This is a genomic window from Rhodoferax saidenbachensis (genome assembly GCF_001955715.1).
Taxonomy (GTDB): Bacteria; Pseudomonadota; Gammaproteobacteria; order Burkholderiales; family Burkholderiaceae_C; genus Allorhodoferax; species Allorhodoferax saidenbachensis.
Map to the genome: position 1 here is coordinate 4,193,556 of NZ_CP019239.1, position 15,289 is coordinate 4,208,844.

At 62.9% G+C, this 15,289-nt stretch carries 15 protein-coding genes; 7 read left to right on the forward strand and 8 right to left on the reverse strand.

Annotated features, from left to right (window positions below):
- Nucleotides 1–12: 12 nt before the first annotated feature.
- Together RS694_RS19850 and RS694_RS19855 are read left to right on the forward strand one after the other, a co-directional pair.
- Entirely contained in the window at nucleotides 13–894 is an 882-nt protein-coding gene (locus tag RS694_RS19850; RefSeq protein WP_029708239.1) for a hypothetical protein, read from the forward strand.
- Nucleotides 884–2,416: a PglL family O-oligosaccharyltransferase gene (locus RS694_RS19855; protein ID WP_051391939.1), complete on the forward strand. Its 1,533-nt coding sequence runs from the start codon at nucleotides 884–886 to the stop codon at nucleotides 2,414–2,416. Before RS694_RS19850 ends, RS694_RS19855 begins: the two co-directional genes overlap by 11 nt.
- Here RS694_RS19855 and rarD read toward each other — a convergent pair.
- The 3 genes from rarD to RS694_RS19870 all read right to left on the reverse strand — a co-directional run bounded on the left by rarD (nucleotide 2,413) and on the right by RS694_RS19870 (nucleotide 5,411).
- On the reverse strand, nucleotides 2,413–3,285 hold the full coding sequence (gene rarD / locus RS694_RS19860) for an EamA family transporter RarD (protein WP_029708241.1): 873 nt from the start codon (nucleotides 3,283–3,285) through the stop codon (nucleotides 2,413–2,415). The two genes, RS694_RS19855 and rarD, sit on opposite strands and share 4 nt — an antisense overlap.
- Nucleotides 3,286–3,365: 80 nt before the next feature.
- On the reverse strand, nucleotides 3,366–4,193 hold the full coding sequence (dkgB, locus tag RS694_RS19865; RefSeq protein ID WP_029708242.1) for a 2,5-didehydrogluconate reductase DkgB: 828 nt from the start codon (nucleotides 4,191–4,193) through the stop codon (nucleotides 3,366–3,368).
- 15 nt (nucleotides 4,194–4,208) lie between these two features.
- Nucleotides 4,209–5,411, reverse strand: a complete 1,203-nt coding sequence (locus RS694_RS19870) for an MFS transporter (RefSeq protein ID WP_029708243.1) — start codon at nucleotides 5,409–5,411, stop codon at nucleotides 4,209–4,211.
- A 116-nt stretch (nucleotides 5,412–5,527) separates the two neighbouring features.
- Between RS694_RS19870 and RS694_RS19875 the strand changes: the two genes are divergently transcribed.
- The gene (locus RS694_RS19875) at nucleotides 5,528–6,412 is read left to right on the forward strand and encodes a LysR family transcriptional regulator (RefSeq protein WP_029708244.1); all 885 of its coding nucleotides are present in this window, start codon (nucleotides 5,528–5,530) and stop codon (nucleotides 6,410–6,412) included.
- A gap of 128 nt (nucleotides 6,413–6,540) precedes the next feature.
- On the opposite strand, the gene gap is transcribed toward RS694_RS19875, so the two are convergent.
- Nucleotides 6,541–7,539, reverse strand: coding sequence for a type I glyceraldehyde-3-phosphate dehydrogenase (gene gap, locus RS694_RS19880; RefSeq protein ID WP_029708245.1), 999 nt, complete (start codon nucleotides 7,537–7,539; stop codon nucleotides 6,541–6,543).
- 98 nt (nucleotides 7,540–7,637) lie between these two features.
- Entirely contained in the window at nucleotides 7,638–9,707 is a 2,070-nt protein-coding gene (gene tkt, locus RS694_RS19885) for a transketolase (RefSeq protein WP_029708246.1), read from the reverse strand.
- A 175-nt stretch (nucleotides 9,708–9,882) separates the two neighbouring features.
- Here tkt and RS694_RS19890 point away from each other — a divergent pair, with 175 nt between their 5' ends.
- Complete coding sequence (locus tag RS694_RS19890; protein ID WP_029708247.1) at nucleotides 9,883–10,104, forward strand: hypothetical protein; 222 nt, start codon at nucleotides 9,883–9,885, stop codon at nucleotides 10,102–10,104.
- A gap of 132 nt (nucleotides 10,105–10,236) precedes the next feature.
- Nucleotides 10,237–10,917 carry a glutathione S-transferase family protein gene (locus tag RS694_RS19895; protein WP_029708248.1) on the forward strand — a complete coding sequence of 227 codons (681 nt, stop codon included), beginning with the start codon at nucleotides 10,237–10,239 and terminating at the stop codon, nucleotides 10,915–10,917.
- 103 nt (nucleotides 10,918–11,020) lie between these two features.
- Here the strand turns inward: RS694_RS19895 and RS694_RS19900 are convergent, their stop codons facing one another.
- The 3 genes from RS694_RS19900 to RS694_RS19910 are packed head-to-tail and all read right to left on the reverse strand — an operon-like array spanning nucleotide 11,021 to nucleotide 12,299.
- Nucleotides 11,021–11,473 carry a GFA family protein gene (locus tag RS694_RS19900; RefSeq protein WP_076069950.1) on the reverse strand — a complete coding sequence of 151 codons (453 nt, stop codon included), beginning with the start codon at nucleotides 11,471–11,473 and terminating at the stop codon, nucleotides 11,021–11,023.
- 58 nt (nucleotides 11,474–11,531) lie between these two features.
- The gene (locus RS694_RS19905) at nucleotides 11,532–11,819 is read right to left on the reverse strand and encodes a GNAT family N-acetyltransferase (RefSeq protein ID WP_029708249.1); all 288 of its coding nucleotides are present in this window, start codon (nucleotides 11,817–11,819) and stop codon (nucleotides 11,532–11,534) included.
- Nucleotides 11,820–11,873: 54 nt separating this feature from the next.
- On the reverse strand, nucleotides 11,874–12,299 hold the full coding sequence (locus RS694_RS19910; RefSeq protein ID WP_029708250.1) for a VOC family protein: 426 nt from the start codon (nucleotides 12,297–12,299) through the stop codon (nucleotides 11,874–11,876).
- A gap of 212 nt (nucleotides 12,300–12,511) precedes the next feature.
- On the opposite strand from RS694_RS19910, the gene RS694_RS19915 reads away from it, so the two are divergent.
- A complete protein-coding gene (locus tag RS694_RS19915) occupies nucleotides 12,512–13,636 on the forward strand; it encodes an NADH:flavin oxidoreductase/NADH oxidase (protein WP_029708251.1) in 1,125 nt (374 codons plus the stop codon).
- Between the two features lie 345 nt (nucleotides 13,637–13,981).
- Nucleotides 13,982–15,259 carry an NRAMP family divalent metal transporter gene (locus RS694_RS19920; protein ID WP_029708252.1) on the forward strand — a complete coding sequence of 426 codons (1,278 nt, stop codon included), beginning with the start codon at nucleotides 13,982–13,984 and terminating at the stop codon, nucleotides 15,257–15,259.
- The last annotated feature ends 30 nt before the right edge of the window (nucleotides 15,260–15,289 follow it).

Below are 15,289 nucleotides of genomic sequence, written 5' to 3' on the forward strand. Positions count from 1 at the left end.
CGGGACCGCACCATGGGTCGCATGCGCGGATGGGGCTTGCTGCTGGCGGTGTGTGTGCCGCTGTTGATCTTTTTCAGCTGGTCGCAGCTGGGCAGTGAAAAGGCGCGTATCAACCTGCAGCGGTATGAAGACTGGTCGGCGAACAACGGCGGCGCGTTGATGCGACCGCTGTATGTGTACTTCCTGAAGAACCAGAAACCGGCGCTGCCCGGCGATGTGGCGCTGCCCGTCGTGCCCGCCAACAGTGGCGTGAAAACCTGGGCCCTGCAAAGCGACAGCACAGTGCTGGTGGAACTGGATGCCAAGGTGGACGGGCGCGTGGTGCAGTTGAAATACGTGCCGGTGGTGCGCTCTGCCACGGGTATTTTTTACGACTGCGTGAGCGCTACATCACCGGTGCAGATAGGGCGCCTGTGCAGCGCCGAAGTGCTGACGTCCGAGGCCGACATTCCCGCACAACTGGAGGCCAATGCCCAGGTGTTGCGCGATCTGCCTGCCACGGTGAGCACTGCGGGTGTGGCGCTGCAAGCCGGTGAAACTGGCAGCGTGGTGGTGGTGCCCGCCAACCCGGCCGATTTGAACCAGTGCGGCTTTCAGTGCGTCAAGCCACAAAGCTGCGTGACACCCCGGCCACTGGCCTGTGGCAAGACGGTGGATGAAGGCAACAGCCGCCACCTCGAAGTGGCCGCCACCAGCGATGACTTCCGCGGCAACAGCTTTGCCACACGCAGCGCGGCCGACCAGGCCTGCGAACGGTCGTCACTGGACGCAGGCTTTCGCGTAGCCGATGCGGCCAGCCTGGGCGGTGTGTTCCGGCTCGGGGGTGGCAACGAATACTGGGTGCACAACGGTGTGAGCGCCCAGAGCAACTGCTGGGCCAGCGATGGCGGCTGAGCGCGCCGCACCGGGCGGTGCAGGCCTGGCGGTCTGGTCCGCAGCCGTGGTGCTGGCGATTGCCGCACCCTGGCTAAGCCCGGTGAGCTGGGGCCCCACGCCCGAGATGGTGCAGCGCCTGCTGTCGGCGGGCTGTGCCGCCGTGTTGCTCGTGGCGCTGGTCGGATGGTCGCCACGCATCGATAGGCACACTCTCGCCAGCGGCATTGCGAACGCCTGGCTGCTGGCGGCGCTGCTGAGCGCGGTACTGGGCTTGTTGCAGTACTTTGGTGCAGAGGGCCTGTTGCCTGCCCACTGGGTGAACGCGTCCACACCGGGCCAGGCCTATGCGAACCTGCGCCAGCGCAACCAGTTTGCCTCGCTCACCTCGCTGGGCCTCGTGGCACTGCTGTACCTGGTGACGGCCCACACACCGGATCACAACCACACACGCACGCGAACCCACACGCTGGCGCTCATCCTCGCGCTTGCTTTGCTTGCGCTGGGCAACGCGACTAGCAGCTCCCGTACCGGAGTGTTGCAATGGGTGGGCCTGGTGGTGCTGGCATGGCTCTGGGGCCGCCAGAAGCCGGGGCCGCTATTGCGCTGGAGCCTGCAGGCGCTGGGGCTGTATGTGGTGGCCATGCTGGTGTTGCCGGTCTTGCTGCAGACGCAGTCGGGCATCGGTGGCGGCAATGCGCTGACGCGTTTTCAGGAGCACATTGGCTGCGAGAGCCGCCCGGTGTTATGGCGCAATGTGTTGGAACTCACCGCCCAACAGCCCTGGCTGGGCTGGGGTTGGGGCGAGCTGAAGTTTGCGCACTTCATCTACCCGTATGACGGGGAACGCTTCTGCGCGATTGTGGACAACGCCCACAACCTGCCACTGCACCTGGCCGTGACGCTGGGTGTGCCGCTGGCACTGCTGCTGTGCGGCGCACTGCTGGCCGCACTGTGGTGGGCCAAGCCCTGGCGTGAGAAAGAGGCCACACGGCGACTGGCCTGGGCCGGGCTGGTGGTCATCGGCATACACAGCCTGCTGGAGTACCCACTGTGGTATTCCCCGTTCCAGATGGCGGTGGCGTTGTGTCTTTGGTTGTTATGGCGCACACGTGCACCTAGCACTTACCAAGTTAACGAACCCATCGCGATGCGCCTGACAGTCACCGGAACATTGGCCGCCTGCACACTGGCGCTGGTGGCCTATGCAGGCTGGGACTACTGGCGTGTGGGCCAGCTCTACCTGCCACCCGCCTCACGGGATGAAGCCTACCGCGACGACACGCTGGACAAGGTGCGTGGCTCCTGGTTATTCCATGACGAGGTGCAGTTTGCCTATGTGACCACGACCACGCCAACGCCCGAGAATGCGGCGGCGCTGTATGCCGCGGCGCTGCAGACACTGCACTTCTCGCCCGAGCCCAAGGTCATTGCCCCGCTTTTGGCCAGCGCAGGCCTGCTGGGCCCGCCCAGCGCCACAGTGCAGCACATCCGTGCACGTTGGCGTGTGGTGTATGGCTCAACGGTGAATACGCCGGATTAGGCAGCCCTGCGGCTGGTCCACCAGCCCTCCAGTGTGTAGAGCACCAGCGCCACCCAGATCAGCACAAAACCAAACAGGCGCACGCCGGGCAACGGTTCGTGGAACAGCCACACCCCCATGAGCAACTGCAGCGTGGGCGAGATGTATTGCAAAAGGCCCAGCGTGGTGAGCGGAATGCGGCGTGCACCGGCGGCAAACAACAAGAGGGGTATGGCGGTGAGTGGTCCGGCCAGCAGCAGCCAGCCCAGCGAAGCCGCATCGCCCTGCACCAGCACGCCCTGCCCCTGTGCGGCCCAATAACCCAACACCGCCAATGCCAGCGGTGCGAGCATCAAGGTCTCCAGCGCCAAGCCTTCCAGTGCGCCCAGTGTGGCCACCTTGCGCAGCAGGCCATAGAAACCAAAGGTCAGGGCCAAGGTGAGCGCGATCCACGGCAGACGCCCGGTTTGCAGCGTGAGCCACAACACACCGGCAGCGGCCACGGCCAACGCAAGCCACTGGCCCGGGCGCGGACGCTCGCGCAGGAACACATAACCCATGGCCACATTGACCAGCGGCAGGATGAAATAACCCAGGCTGGCGTCCAGCACATGCTGGTTGTGCACCGCCCACACGTAGACCAGCCAGTTGGCAGACAGCAGCAGGGCCGACAGCGCAAAGGCGCCCAGCACACGCGGCTGGCGCAGCACCCCACCGACCCAGGCCCATTGCCGACGCACCAGCAACACGCCCAAAAGGAACACCAACGCCCACAAGGTGCGGTGCACCACCACCTCCAGCGCTGGCACATTGCCGACCTGGTGGAAATAGATGGGAAACAGGCCCCAGGCCGTATAGGCGAGGGCGGCGTAAATGATTCCTGAATTCATGTGTTTGGACGGTGTTGACTCCACAGGAGTGTGCCTCACCGTGACACATGGCTTGGCACTTCGCCCGCCCCGCGATGCCTTCAGTCCCAGCGCGGCGCCAGGCCCTCGGGGTTCACCAACCGGTCGCCACAATCCAACATGGCGATGGCGGCCATCTCTGCGTCCGTCAGCCGCAGTTGTTGTGCCTTCATATTGCTTTCCAGATTGGCACGCTGCGTGGATGAAGGAATCACCGCATACCCCAGCTGCATGGCCCAGGCCAGCGCCACCTGGGCGGTGGTGGCGCCGTGGCGCTGCGCAATCTGCGTGAGTACCGGGTCTTGCAGCACCTTGCCGTAGGCCAGCGTCATGTACGACGTGGTATGAATACCGTGGCTTTGCGCGAACGCCACCACCGCGCGGTTTTGCAGGTAGGGGCTCAATTCAATCTGGTGGGTGGCGATGTTGACCGCACCGACCGCGTCGACGGCCTGCTGCAACAGGGCCATGTTGAAGTTGGACACACCGATATGTTTCGTCAGGCCTTGCGCTTTGGCGTCCATCAGCGCACGCAGTGTGTCGGCCAGCGGTACTGCACCGCCGGGAGACGGCCAGTGGATCAGCGTGAGGTCCACATGGTCCATGCGCAGCTTGTCCAGACTGTCTTGCAGGCTGGGGATGACACGGTCTTGGGCCAGGTGTTCGGTCCAGATTTTGGTGGTGATGAACAGCTCGCTGCGCGGCACGCCGCTAGCGGCTATTGCCTGGCCCACCGCGGCTTCGTTGCCGTAGATTTGTGCGGTGTCGATCAGGCGGTAGCCCAGCGCAAGCGCGTTGCTGACGGAATCCACGACCACCTGGTCTTTCAGGCGGAAGGTGCCCAGGCCAAAAGCGGGAATGGGGGTGGATGTCAAAGTGTTGGAGGTCATGTGAATATTTCCGTATCAATGCGCGGGTGCGCGGCGTGGAGAAAGTGTTGGGGCATGGGCTCGGTCGCGGCTATCAAGGCGGCCACTCCAGAAGGTGAGCGCCAGCGCGCCCAGCACCACGACCGCACCGATCCACGGCGTGTGCATCAGACCGATGTGGGTGACTACCAGGCCACCGGCCCAGGCGGCAAACGCGATGCCCACGTTGAAGGCGGCGATGTTGAGGCCTGAGGCCACGTCTACCGCATGTGGCGTATGGCGCTCGGCCTGGCGCACCACGTAGACCTGCAGGCCCGGCACATTGCCAAACGCTACGGCACCCCACAGCAACACAGTGGCCACGGCCAGCCAGGGATGTGGTGCGGTGAAGTTGAAGACGAACAGCACAGCAGCCAGCAGCGCAAAAATGAGCTTGAGCGCAGCGATGGGGCCCTTGCGGTCGGCCAGCTTGCCACCCCAGATATTGCCCACGGCTACCGACACGCCGTACACCAGCATCACCCAACCCACTGCACCAGCGCTGAAGCCTGACTGCTGCAGGATGGGGGCGAGAAATGTGAACGGAATAAACGAGCCGCCGTAGCCGACCGCCGTGGTGGCATACACCAGCAACAGGCGCGGTTGCGCCAGCACCTTGAGCTGCTGCGCGATGGAAGCGGGAGCGGTGTGGCGAATGGTGTTGGGGATAAAAATGAGGCTCACAACAAACGCAATGGCACCCAGCGCCGATACGGCGAGAAAGGTCTCACGCCAGCCAAAGTGCTGGCCGATGAAAGTGCCCAGCGGCACGCCGGTGACCAGCGCCACTGTGAGGCCCGTGAACATGATGGCAATCGCGCTGGCGGCTTTTTCCTTGGGCACCAGGCCCGTGGCAATGGTGGACCCGATCGAGAAAAACACGCCATGCGCCAGCCCCGTGAGGATGCGCGCGGCCACCAGCGTGTTGTAGCCCGGCGCTTGCCAGGCCAGCAGGTTGCCCAGCGTGAACAAGGCCATCAGGCCCAGCAGCAAGGCCTTGCGCGGCAGCTTGCCGGTGAGTGCGGTGAGCACGGGCGCGCCAATGGCCACGCCCAGCGCGTACAGGCTGACCAGCAGCCCCGCAGAGGGCAAACCGATCTGCAGATCAGCCGCCACGGTGGGCAACAGGCCCACGATGACGAACTCGGTGGTTCCGATGGCAAAGGCGCTGATCGTCAGCGCAAGAAGGGCGATAGGCATGGAGGGCTCCGGCAATCCAGATGAAGAAGGAAGGCCGGAGTGTGCGCGGTTTACCTTTGCAGAATAAGCCCCTATATTGCAGAATACTGTTGATCTGAAATCAACAATGAAGCGCCATGAAAACCACGCTTGAAGAACTGCTGGCCTTTCGCGCCGTGGTCGACACCGGCTCCATCACCGCAGCGGCAGACCAGCTGGCGCAAACCGTCTCCGGCATCAGCCGTGCCCTGAGCCGGTTGGAGAAAAAGCTCGGTACCACGCTGCTGCGGCGCACGACGCGGCGGCTGGAACTGACGGAAGAAGGCCGTGCTTTCCTGGCGCGCACCCGACTGATTCTCGATGCGATGGACCAGGCCGAAGAAGAAATGACCATGCGGCGGGAAACACCGTCCGGGCTGCTGCGCGTCAATGCCGCATCGTCCTTCATGCTGCACGCGGTGGTGCCGCTGATGCCGGCTTTTCATGCGCTGTACCCCAAGATCAGCCTGGCGCTGGACACCGACGACCTCAATGTGGATCTGCTGGAGCAGCGCACCGACATTGCGATACGCATTGGCACGCTGCGCGACTCCACACTGCATGCGCGGCCCCTGTGCGCCAGCCCTTTGCGTCTGTTGGCCAGCCCGGCCTATCTCGAACAACACGGCAAACCCAGACGCGCAACCGATCTCGACCACCATACGCTGATTGGCAACAGCAAGCTGCCTGCGCTGAACCAGTGGCCGCTGCGCACAGCGCAGGGCGACCGCTACAGCGCCACGCTGACCTTCAGTGCCTCCAGCGGTGAAACCATGCGCCATCTCGCGCTGGCAGGCATGGGCATCGCCTGTATTGCGGACTTCATGACCGGCGCTGATCGCAAAAGCGGTGCACTGGTGCAGGTGCTGACCAAAGAAACGCTGGATGTGCGTCAAAGCGTGAACGCGGTGTATTACCGCAACACGGCGCTGTCGTCGCGGATCACTGCTTTCCTCGATTTCTTGGCGGCACGGTTGCAATAAAAAATGCGCCCTAAGGCGCGTTTTTTAAAGACACACTGTGAAGGCGCTGCAATTCCCCGCCGGGCCGCCCCAAGGGGAATTAGCCCCCATGGGGGCAGCGACCCGCGCAGCGGCGGAGCGTGGGGGCCTTACTTCGCGACGACGCGAACCATCTCCAGGCATTTGTTCGAGTAGCCCCATTCGTTGTCGTACCAGCTCACCAGCTTGACGAACGTGCCATCCAGAGCGATGGAGGCATCGGCGTCGAACACGCTGGTGCAGGTTTCACCGCGGAAGTCGGTGGCGACCACCTTGTCTTCGGTGTAACCCAGCACGCCCTTCAGTGCGCCTTGGCTCTGCGCCTTCATCTCGGCGCAGATTTCAGCCAGCGTGGCGGGGCTGTTGAGTTCGCACGTCAGATCGACCACGGACACATCGCTGGTGGGTACGCGGAAGGACATACCGGTGAGCTTTTTGTTCAGCTCAGGAATCACCACGCCGACCGCCTTGGCAGCGCCGGTGCTCGAAGGAATGATGTTTTCCAGAATGCCGCGGCCGCCGCGCCAGTCTTTGTTGGACGGGCCGTCCACAGTCTTTTGCGTTGCTGTCGCAGCGTGCACGGTGGTCATCAGGCCGCGCTTGATACCCCACTTGTCGTGCACCACCTTGGCCAAAGGAGCCAGGCAGTTGGTGGTGCAGGATGCGTTGGAGATGATGGCTTCACCCTTGTAGGTCGTGTGGTTCACACCGTAGACGAACATGGGGGTGTCGTCCTTGGAAGGTGCCGACAGGATGACTTTCTTGGCACCTGCGTCAATATGCTTTTGCGCGGTGACTTTGTCCAGGAACAGGCCGGTGGATTCGATAACGATATCCGCACCGACTTCATTCCACTTCAGCGCAGCCGGGTCACGCTCTTGCGTCAGGCGGATCTTCTTGCCGTTGATGATCAGCGTATTGCCTTCCACCGACACGGTGCCCTTGAAGCGGCCGTGCACGCTGTCGTACTGCAGCATGTACGCCAGGTACTCGGGCTCCAGCAGGTCGTTGATGCCAACCACTTCAATGTCGCTGAAGTTTTGAATAGCAGAGCGCAGTACGTTGCGTCCGATGCGGCCAAAGCCGTTGATACCGATCTTGATAGTCATGGTTTGCTCCTAAATATAAAACCCAAATCTTCAACGCCGTTCACCCTGAGCCTGTCGAAGGGCTCGCGAGGGCTTCGACAGGCTCAGCCCGAACGGTTTTATTTGCTCAAAACTTTTTGCACGGTTTCTGCCACGTTCTCGGGCGTGAAACCAAAGTGCTTGAACAGTACCGGCGCGGGGGCGGACTCACCGAAGGTGTCCAGACCGACCACGGCCGACACGCCGTATTTCCACCAACCGTCGGTCGAACCCATTTCCACCGCGATGCGGGGCACACCGGCCGGCAACACTTCCGCCTTGTAGGCAGCAGTTTGTTGGTCAAATGTGGTGGTAGACGGCATGGAAACTACGCGAACAGCTATCTTTTTGGTAGCGAGCAGCTCTTGCGCCTTGAGTGCCAGTTGCACTTCGGAGCCGGTGGCGATGATGACCGCCTGCGCCTTTTTCTTCAGGCCTACTTCCGATGGCTCGGACAACACGTAGGCACCCTTGCTGATCGCGTCGATGCCGCTGGCGTCAGGTGCTGCAGCGGAGTCGCCCTTGGGTGCGTAGCTGATGTTCTGGCGGCTGAGCAGCAGTGCAGTGGGCTTGGCCTTGTTTTGCAACGCCACGGTCCAGGCCACGGCGGTTTCGGCCGTATCGCCCGGACGCCACACGTCCAGGTTGGGGATCAAACGCAGGCTGGCGGCGTGTTCGACAGACTGGTGGGTCGGGCCGTCTTCGCCCAGGCCGATGGAGTCGTGCGTGAACACATGCACCACGCGAATCTTCATCAGCGCGGCCATACGGATGGCGTTGCGGCTGTAGTCGCTGAAGGTCAGGAAGGTACCACCGTAGGGGATGAAACCACCGTGCAGGGCCACGCCGTTCATGATGGCGGCCATGCCGAATTCGCGCACGCCGTAGTTGATGTGGCGGCCGCCCTGGCCGGCTTCGTTCTTGACCACCCCGCCGGTCAGCGCGTCAAAGCGCAACTGGGGCGTGCTCTTGGTGTTGGTGAGGTTGGAACCGGTCAAATCGGCAGAGCCACCCAGCAGCTCGGGCAGTGCAGCGGTGAAGGACTCCAGCGCCAGCTGGCTGGCCTTGCGGCTGGCCACTGTCTCGGCCTTCTGGTGCGCGCCGATCACGGTGTCCACCGCGGTCTGCACAAAGTTCTTGGGCAGGTCGCCCTTCATGCGGCGCAGCAGTTCCTTGGCCAGCTCGGGGTAGGCGGCTTTGTAGGCGGCAAATTGCACGTTCCAGGCGGCTTCAGCGGCCTTGCCTTTTTCCTTGGCGTCCCAGTCGGCGTAGATTTCCTTGGGGATCACGAACGGGGCAGAGTCCCAGCCCAGCGCGGCGCGCGTGAGCTTGATTTCTTCGGCACCAAGAGGCTCGCCGTGGGCCTTGGAGGTGTTGGCGCGGTTCGGGCTGCCTTTGCCGATGTGGGTCTTGCAGATGATCAGCGTGGGGTGTTCGGTCTGCAGCTTGGCTTCGGCAATCGCTTTGGACACGGCGGCTGCGTCGTGGCCGTCGATCGGGCCAATCACGTTCCAACCGTAGGCCACAAAACGCAGCGCGGTGTTGTCAGCAAACCAGGGTGCGACCTGGCCGTCGATGGAGATGCCGTTGTCGTCGTACAGCGCGATCAGCTTGTTGAGCTTCCAGGCGCCAGCCAGCGACGCGGCTTCGTGGCTGATGCCTTCCATCAGGCAGCCATCGCCCAGCATCACGTAGGTGTGGTGGTCAACAACGTTGTGGCCTTCGCGGTTGAATTCACTGGCCAGCAGCTTCTCGGCCAGCGCCATGCCCACGGCATTGGTGATGCCCTGGCCCAGCGGGCCGGTGGTGGTTTCCACGCCGGGGGTGATGCCGAACTCGGGGTGGCCGGCGGTCTTGCTGTGCAGCTGGCGGAAGTTCTTCAGCTCAGACATCGGCAGCTTGTAGCCGGTCAGGTGCAAGAGCGCGTAAATCAGCATGGAGCCGTGGCCGTTGGACAGCACAAAACGGTCGCGGTTCAGCCACAGGGGGTTGGTCGGGTTGTGGCTCAGGTGCTCACCCCACAGGGCCACTGCCATGTCGGCCATGCCCATGGGGGCGCCAGGGTGGCCGGAGTTGGCTTGTTGCACTGCGTCCATTGCCAGGGCGCGGATGGCGTTGGCCATTTGGGGGGTGTTTTGCGTGGGGGCCATGGGGCGAGCGACTCCGGGGTAAAGAAAGAGGGGGCTGGGGGAAACCCGGCATTTTACCGGCCCCCGGGGAAAGGGCTTGCGAGCCCGGCGTCTACAGGTATGCCCGCAGTGTTACCCAGCGCACAGACCGCTGGGCGTAGGGTGCGCACACTGCAGGCAACTTCTGGAGTCCCACATGAACACTATCAAACTGGCCGCCCTGGCCCTGATCGCTGCTGGCGTACTGGCCCTGGCCTACGGCAGCTTCACTTACACCAAGGAAACCCATGACGTGAAGCTTGGCCCCGTCCAACTGTCCGTGAAAGAAAAAGAGACCGTGAACGTGCCCGTCTGGGCTGGCGTCGGTGCCATCGTGGTGGGTGCAGCGCTCCTGGTGATGGGCACCAAAAAGGGCTGATCGGCCAAGGGCTGCACCGGCTTTTTGCTCATTTATTGATAGCTGCTTGCGCAATGGATACGGGCGCAAGTGGCCGATTTAGGCATTTATCGTCTACCATGCGCACGACGCCCTCAACGCGGGTCATCGCCCATGCAACTCTATTCATCCGCCCTCAGTCTGTTCTCCCGCAAAGTGGAAATCGCGCTGGCCGAAAAAGGCCTGGCGTTTGACCGTGTGATGGTGCCCTTTACCCAGACCGTGGGCTACAGCCCCAAGCACCCCGAGGTGCTGGCCATCAACCCCAAGGGCCAGGTACCGGTGCTGATCGACGGCGACCTCAAGCTGTACGACTCCACCGTCATCCTCGAATACCTGGAAGACGCCTACCCCACACCGGCGCTGTACCACGCCAGCCCAGGCGGCCGCGCGCAGTGCCGTCTGTGGGACGTCTATGCCGATGAAATCTTGCTGGCACCCGTGCGCGCCCTGATGCACCGCACCGGCCCGCGCCCGGCCGACCCACAATGCTGGCTGGATCTGGAAGCGGCGGCAGAGGTGGCAAAGGGGCAGATCGCCCAGCACTTCACCCACATCGACCAGCAGTTGGCCGGCAAGGCTTATTTATGCGGCACGTTCAGCGTGGCCGACATTGCGATGTTTGTGACGGTGCTGTACAGCCAGCGCCTGGGCGGGCCGTCGATCAAAGGGCATGCGGCGCTGCATGCCTGGTACAGCGGGCTGGAATTACGCGCGGCGTTTGCGCGTGTGGTGGACGAGATTGCAGCGGCGGACCGGGCGCTGTCCGTGCCGGTCGACGGGGCGTATGCCTAGCGCCCAGGCGACGTACGCACAACCGGCAAGAACCGTCGCGGCAACTATTGCGGTTTCTCTGCCCTTCTCATATGTAGTCGTGCAATTTAACGTTTAAGTTGCGTCATGGACGTTCTGACCAAGCACGCATCAGGTCGTCAAAGGATTCCGGGTTACCTGGGTATTGAAGCGTGCCGTCTTCGATGTCAAACCACGTCTGTTTGCTGCCAACCCAGATGTGTCCAACCGGTTTCAAACCACGCGTATCGCGCAGGGTGCCTGGTTTGATGCTCAGGAGCTGGGTCTGACCGACCGTCGTGTGGAATAAGCGCGTGCCACAGTCGGGGCAAAACTGACACGACATTTTTCGCCCTGATGGCATGGTGCGAATCCATTCTTTCACCGCCCCCGATGCCAGCTCTACCACAGGCTCTTTTACCCACAGTGCCATGCCAAATGCGCTGCTGGATTGACGCTGACATTCGGTGCAATGGCACGCAAATAAAGTCGCAGCCACACCCGTCACGCGGTATACGACGGCCCCGCACTGGCAATGCCCCTCAAACACTTGTCGCATCAAAAATCTCTGGGTTGAATCGTCGCCGGATTATGGCCTTTCCAAAGCCAACAGGCGCCTAGCGCAGCACGTCGCGGATGGAGGCGTCCTTGTCGAACTGCGCCTTGGCAAACGGGCACAGCGGGACCACCTTGGTGCCTGTGCTGCGGGCCCATTCAATCAACGCCGCGAGCAACTTCTTGCCGACGCCCTGGCCACTCAAAGACGCATCGACCTCTGTGTGGTCAATGATGATCAGCGTCGCGTTGGTACGGCTGTAGCTCATCTCGGCCACGCGCTGACCGTCCTTCTGGACAAAAAAGGCCCCCTTGGCAGCGGCTTCTTCGTGTTCGATTGCATATTCCATGGGTTCAGAGTGGATAGGGTTGCGGATGGTGCAGCATAACGCGCAAGCGCGGCGTCAAGGCGTATCGGCGAGGCTTGGGCCTTTGAGCTCGATGGTATTTCCGTCCGGGTCATCGAAGTACAAAGAGAAACCTTCTCCTTCGGCGCCGAAGTTGCTTGTTGCCGGTCCGTGCGGCGTGATGCCGTTTTGCCCCAGATGGCGCACGATGGACTCCTCCACAAACGGGGCTATGCGCAGACACAGGTGGTCGACGTTTTTGCCTTCCGCACCAGCGGCCACGCCACCCGCGCGGCCGAGTTTTCCATCCACGGAAATCAGATCGACCATGGACGTCCCTACACGGATGTGTATCAGCCCCAGGTCGTCTCTGCGGCGCACCACCGCACAACCCAAAACGGTTTCATAAAAAGCAATGCTGCGCTGAAGATCGCGCACGCGGAAAACCAGATGGTCAATGCGCTGGATGGAGAAGGGAACCATGTGCTGACGCGTGGAGAAATGGGTGGGTGACGCCTACCGCAATGTATACCGCGCACCCGCTCTTGCAAAATGCTCTGATTTTGATAGCTGTCTGCGCAATCTGCATGCTGGCTACAGGCCAATTTGATGCCAATACACCCCAACAAGCAGCTTTCAAGGCTCTGGGCTAAGCTACACGGCCAAGCCTTTTCCCTACCCACTCCACTGCATCCATGTCCCTGCTCTTCACCCCCCTGACCCTGTCTTCCCCACGCGGCGGCATCACGCTGCCCAACCGCATCGTCGTGGCGCCCATGTGCCAGTACTCGGCGGTCAACGGCGAGGCGACCGACTGGCATTTGATGCACTGGGCCAACCTGCTCAACAGTGGTGCGGCGCTGTTCACCATCGAAGCCACCGCCGTGTTGCCCGAAGGGCGCATTACACCGGCTTGCCTGGGCCTGTGGGACGCGGGCACTGAGGCAAAGCTGGCCGACACGCTGGCGCGCGCACGCAAGCTGGCGCCACAAACCGCGGTGTGTATCCAGCTCGCACACGCCGGGCGCAAGGCGTCAAGCGCGCTGCCCTGGCAGGGCGCGCAACTGCTGTCCAAGGCCGAAGGCGGCTGGGAAACCTTTGGCCCCAGCGCCACGCCGCATCTGCCGACCGAAGCGCCCCCCACAGCGATGGATGCGGCCGAGCTGGCGCGGGTGCGTGACGCCTTTGTGCTGGCGGCGCAGCGTGCCGACGCCATGGGCATAGACGCGGTAGAAATCCACGCGGCACACGGCTACCTGCTGCACGAGTTTTTGTCGCCGATTGCCAACCAACGCACCGATGACTACGGCGGCAGTTTTGAGAACCGCATCCGTTACCCGCTGGAGGTGTTTGCCGCCGTGCGCGCCGCCTTCAAGGGCGTGCTGGGCCTGCGTATTTCAGCCAGTGACTGGGTCGAAGGCGCGTGGGACGTGGACCAGAGCGCCGAGTTCGCCAAACGCCTCAAGGCATTGGGCGCGGACTTCATTCACACCTCGTCCGGCGGCGTGTCGCCGCAGCAAAAGATTGCATTGGGTGCGGGTTACCAGGTGCCTTTTGCGCGACAGGTGCGCCAGACCAGCGACCTGACCACCATCGCCGTGGGCCTGATCACCGACGCGCACCAGGCCGAGGCGATTTTGCAAAACGGCGATGCCGACCTGATCGCCATGGCGCGGGCCTTTCTGTACCAGCCGCGCTGGGGTTGGCAGGCCGCTGCCGCACTGGGCGGCGAAGTGGCGGCCAATCCGGTGTACTGGCGCAGCCTGCCGCGCGAGGCTTCGGCCGTGTTTGGCAAGGCGGCCACGGTGGGCGTGCGCTGACCCGACGGGCTGACCATCGGCAGCATCGGCTTTACCCCGGATTTACACGCCATAAGGGGCCTGCGCACGCCCCCCGCTTTTACAATCGCCACCATCATCAACAACGGACGACCGCCATGGACTCTGCAAGTTCCTGGCCTCCGGTTGATCCGGCCAACCACTGACACCGCGTCAGTGGCACGTCCGGTTCGGCGCGGAGGCTTTTCACACCCTTCGTGCCTGGCATGCCAGCGACCCAGCCCTAGCAAACATGGGCTTGGCACGCGCCCCAGGTATTTCTAAAGTATCTGCACTCCTCTGGAGTGCTTGTGGTGGGCCGCCCTGCGACCCACCGGGGAGATTTCCATGGTCAAACAAAAAGCCCAACAATTCATCAACCGGCTGGGCCCCGGCCTGATCACCGGCGCGGCGGACGACGACCCCAGCGGCATCGCCACCTACTCGCAGGCGGGCTCGCAGTTCCGCTTTGCCATGGTCTGGACGCTGCTGATCACCACGCCGCTGATGATTGGCATCCAGATGCTGTCGGCCCGCATCGGCTGGGTCACAGGCGAAGGCCTGGCGGCCAATATCAACAAGATGTTTCCACGCTGGCTCACTACCGGCCTGGTCACCTTGCTGGTGGTGGCCAACACCATCAACATCGCGGCCGACATTGGCGCCATGGGCGAAGCCCTGCGCCTGCTGGTGGGCGGGCCACTGGCGCTGTATGTGCTGGGTTTTGGCGTGCTGTGCATCTGCACCCAGGTGCTGTTTTCCTACGAGCGCACGGTGCGCGTGCTGAAGTGGCTGACGCTGACGCTGTTTGCCTATGTCGCGGTGATCCTGACGGTGCGCGTGCCGTGGAAACAGGCGCTGAGCGAGTCGTTCCAGCCCTGGAACTTTGCGCTGGAACACGCCAGCCTGAAGGACTATGCCGCCATGGTGGTGGCCATGCTGGGCACCACTATCAGCCCCTACCTGTTCTTCTGGCAGGCCGCGCAAGAGGTGGAGGACAGCAACCGCCGCCCCAACGCCGCCGCGCTCAAGACCCACCCCGACTACGCGGCCGAACACCTGTCGCGCATCAAGCAGGACACGTTTATCGGCATGGGGTTTTCCAATCTGGTGGCGCTGTGCATCGTGGTGGCCACCGCGGTAACGCTCAACGCGCAGGGCATCACCAGCATCCAGACCTCATCGCAGGCGGCGGAGGCGCTGCGCCCGGTGGCGGGTGAGTTTGCCTTCCTGATTTTTGCGCTGGGCATTATCGGCACGGGCCTGCTGGCCGTACCGGTGCTGGCCGGGTCGGCCGCCTATGCCGTGAGTGAGCTGTATGGCTGGAAAGCCAGCCTGGCGCACGGTTTCCGTGAGGCCCGGGGCTTCTACCTGATCATCATCGCCGCCACCGGCATTGGCACAGTGATCGGCTACCTGGAGGTAGACCCCATCCAGGCACTGGTGTGGAGCGCGATTGTGAATGGCGTGATCTCGGTGCCCATCATGGCAGCCATGATGCTGGTGGGACAGTCCGAGCGTGTGATGGGCCCACACACCATCTCCCGGCGCCACCGCTTTTTCGGTTGGGCCGCCACCGGGGTCATGGCGATTGCCGTGGTGGTGATGCTGGGCACCAGCTTTTGAGAGCAGCACCGGCGGGGGCTCGTCAACGCG

Coding starts and splice junctions, on each gene's coding strand:
- RS694_RS19895 (WP_029708248.1), top strand. CDS start 10,237: ATGCAACTCTATTCATCCGCCCTCAGTCTGTTCTCCCGCAAAGTGGAA.
- tkt (WP_029708246.1), bottom strand. CDS start 9,707: ATGGCCCCCACGCAAAACACCCCCCAAATGGCCAACGCCATCCGCGCC.
- dkgB (WP_029708242.1), bottom strand. CDS start 4,193: ATGACCTCCAACACTTTGACATCCACCCCCATTCCCGCTTTTGGCCTG.
- RS694_RS19905 (WP_029708249.1), bottom strand. CDS start 11,819: ATGGAATATGCAATCGAACACGAAGAAGCCGCTGCCAAGGGGGCCTTT.
- RS694_RS19855 (WP_051391939.1), top strand. CDS start 884: ATGGCGGCTGAGCGCGCCGCACCGGGCGGTGCAGGCCTGGCGGTCTGG.
- RS694_RS19850 (WP_029708239.1), top strand. CDS start 13: ATGGGTCGCATGCGCGGATGGGGCTTGCTGCTGGCGGTGTGTGTGCCG.
- RS694_RS19900 (WP_076069950.1), bottom strand. CDS start 11,473: ATGCGACAAGTGTTTGAGGGGCATTGCCAGTGCGGGGCCGTCGTATAC.
- gap (WP_029708245.1), bottom strand. CDS start 7,539: ATGACTATCAAGATCGGTATCAACGGCTTTGGCCGCATCGGACGCAAC.
- RS694_RS19890 (WP_029708247.1), top strand. CDS start 9,883: ATGAACACTATCAAACTGGCCGCCCTGGCCCTGATCGCTGCTGGCGTA.
- RS694_RS19920 (WP_029708252.1), top strand. CDS start 13,982: ATGGTCAAACAAAAAGCCCAACAATTCATCAACCGGCTGGGCCCCGGC.
- rarD (WP_029708241.1), bottom strand. CDS start 3,285: ATGAATTCAGGAATCATTTACGCCGCCCTCGCCTATACGGCCTGGGGC.
- RS694_RS19915 (WP_029708251.1), top strand. CDS start 12,512: ATGTCCCTGCTCTTCACCCCCCTGACCCTGTCTTCCCCACGCGGCGGC.
- RS694_RS19875 (WP_029708244.1), top strand. CDS start 5,528: ATGAAAACCACGCTTGAAGAACTGCTGGCCTTTCGCGCCGTGGTCGAC.
- RS694_RS19910 (WP_029708250.1), bottom strand. CDS start 12,299: ATGGTTCCCTTCTCCATCCAGCGCATTGACCATCTGGTTTTCCGCGTG.
- RS694_RS19870 (WP_029708243.1), bottom strand. CDS start 5,411: ATGCCTATCGCCCTTCTTGCGCTGACGATCAGCGCCTTTGCCATCGGA.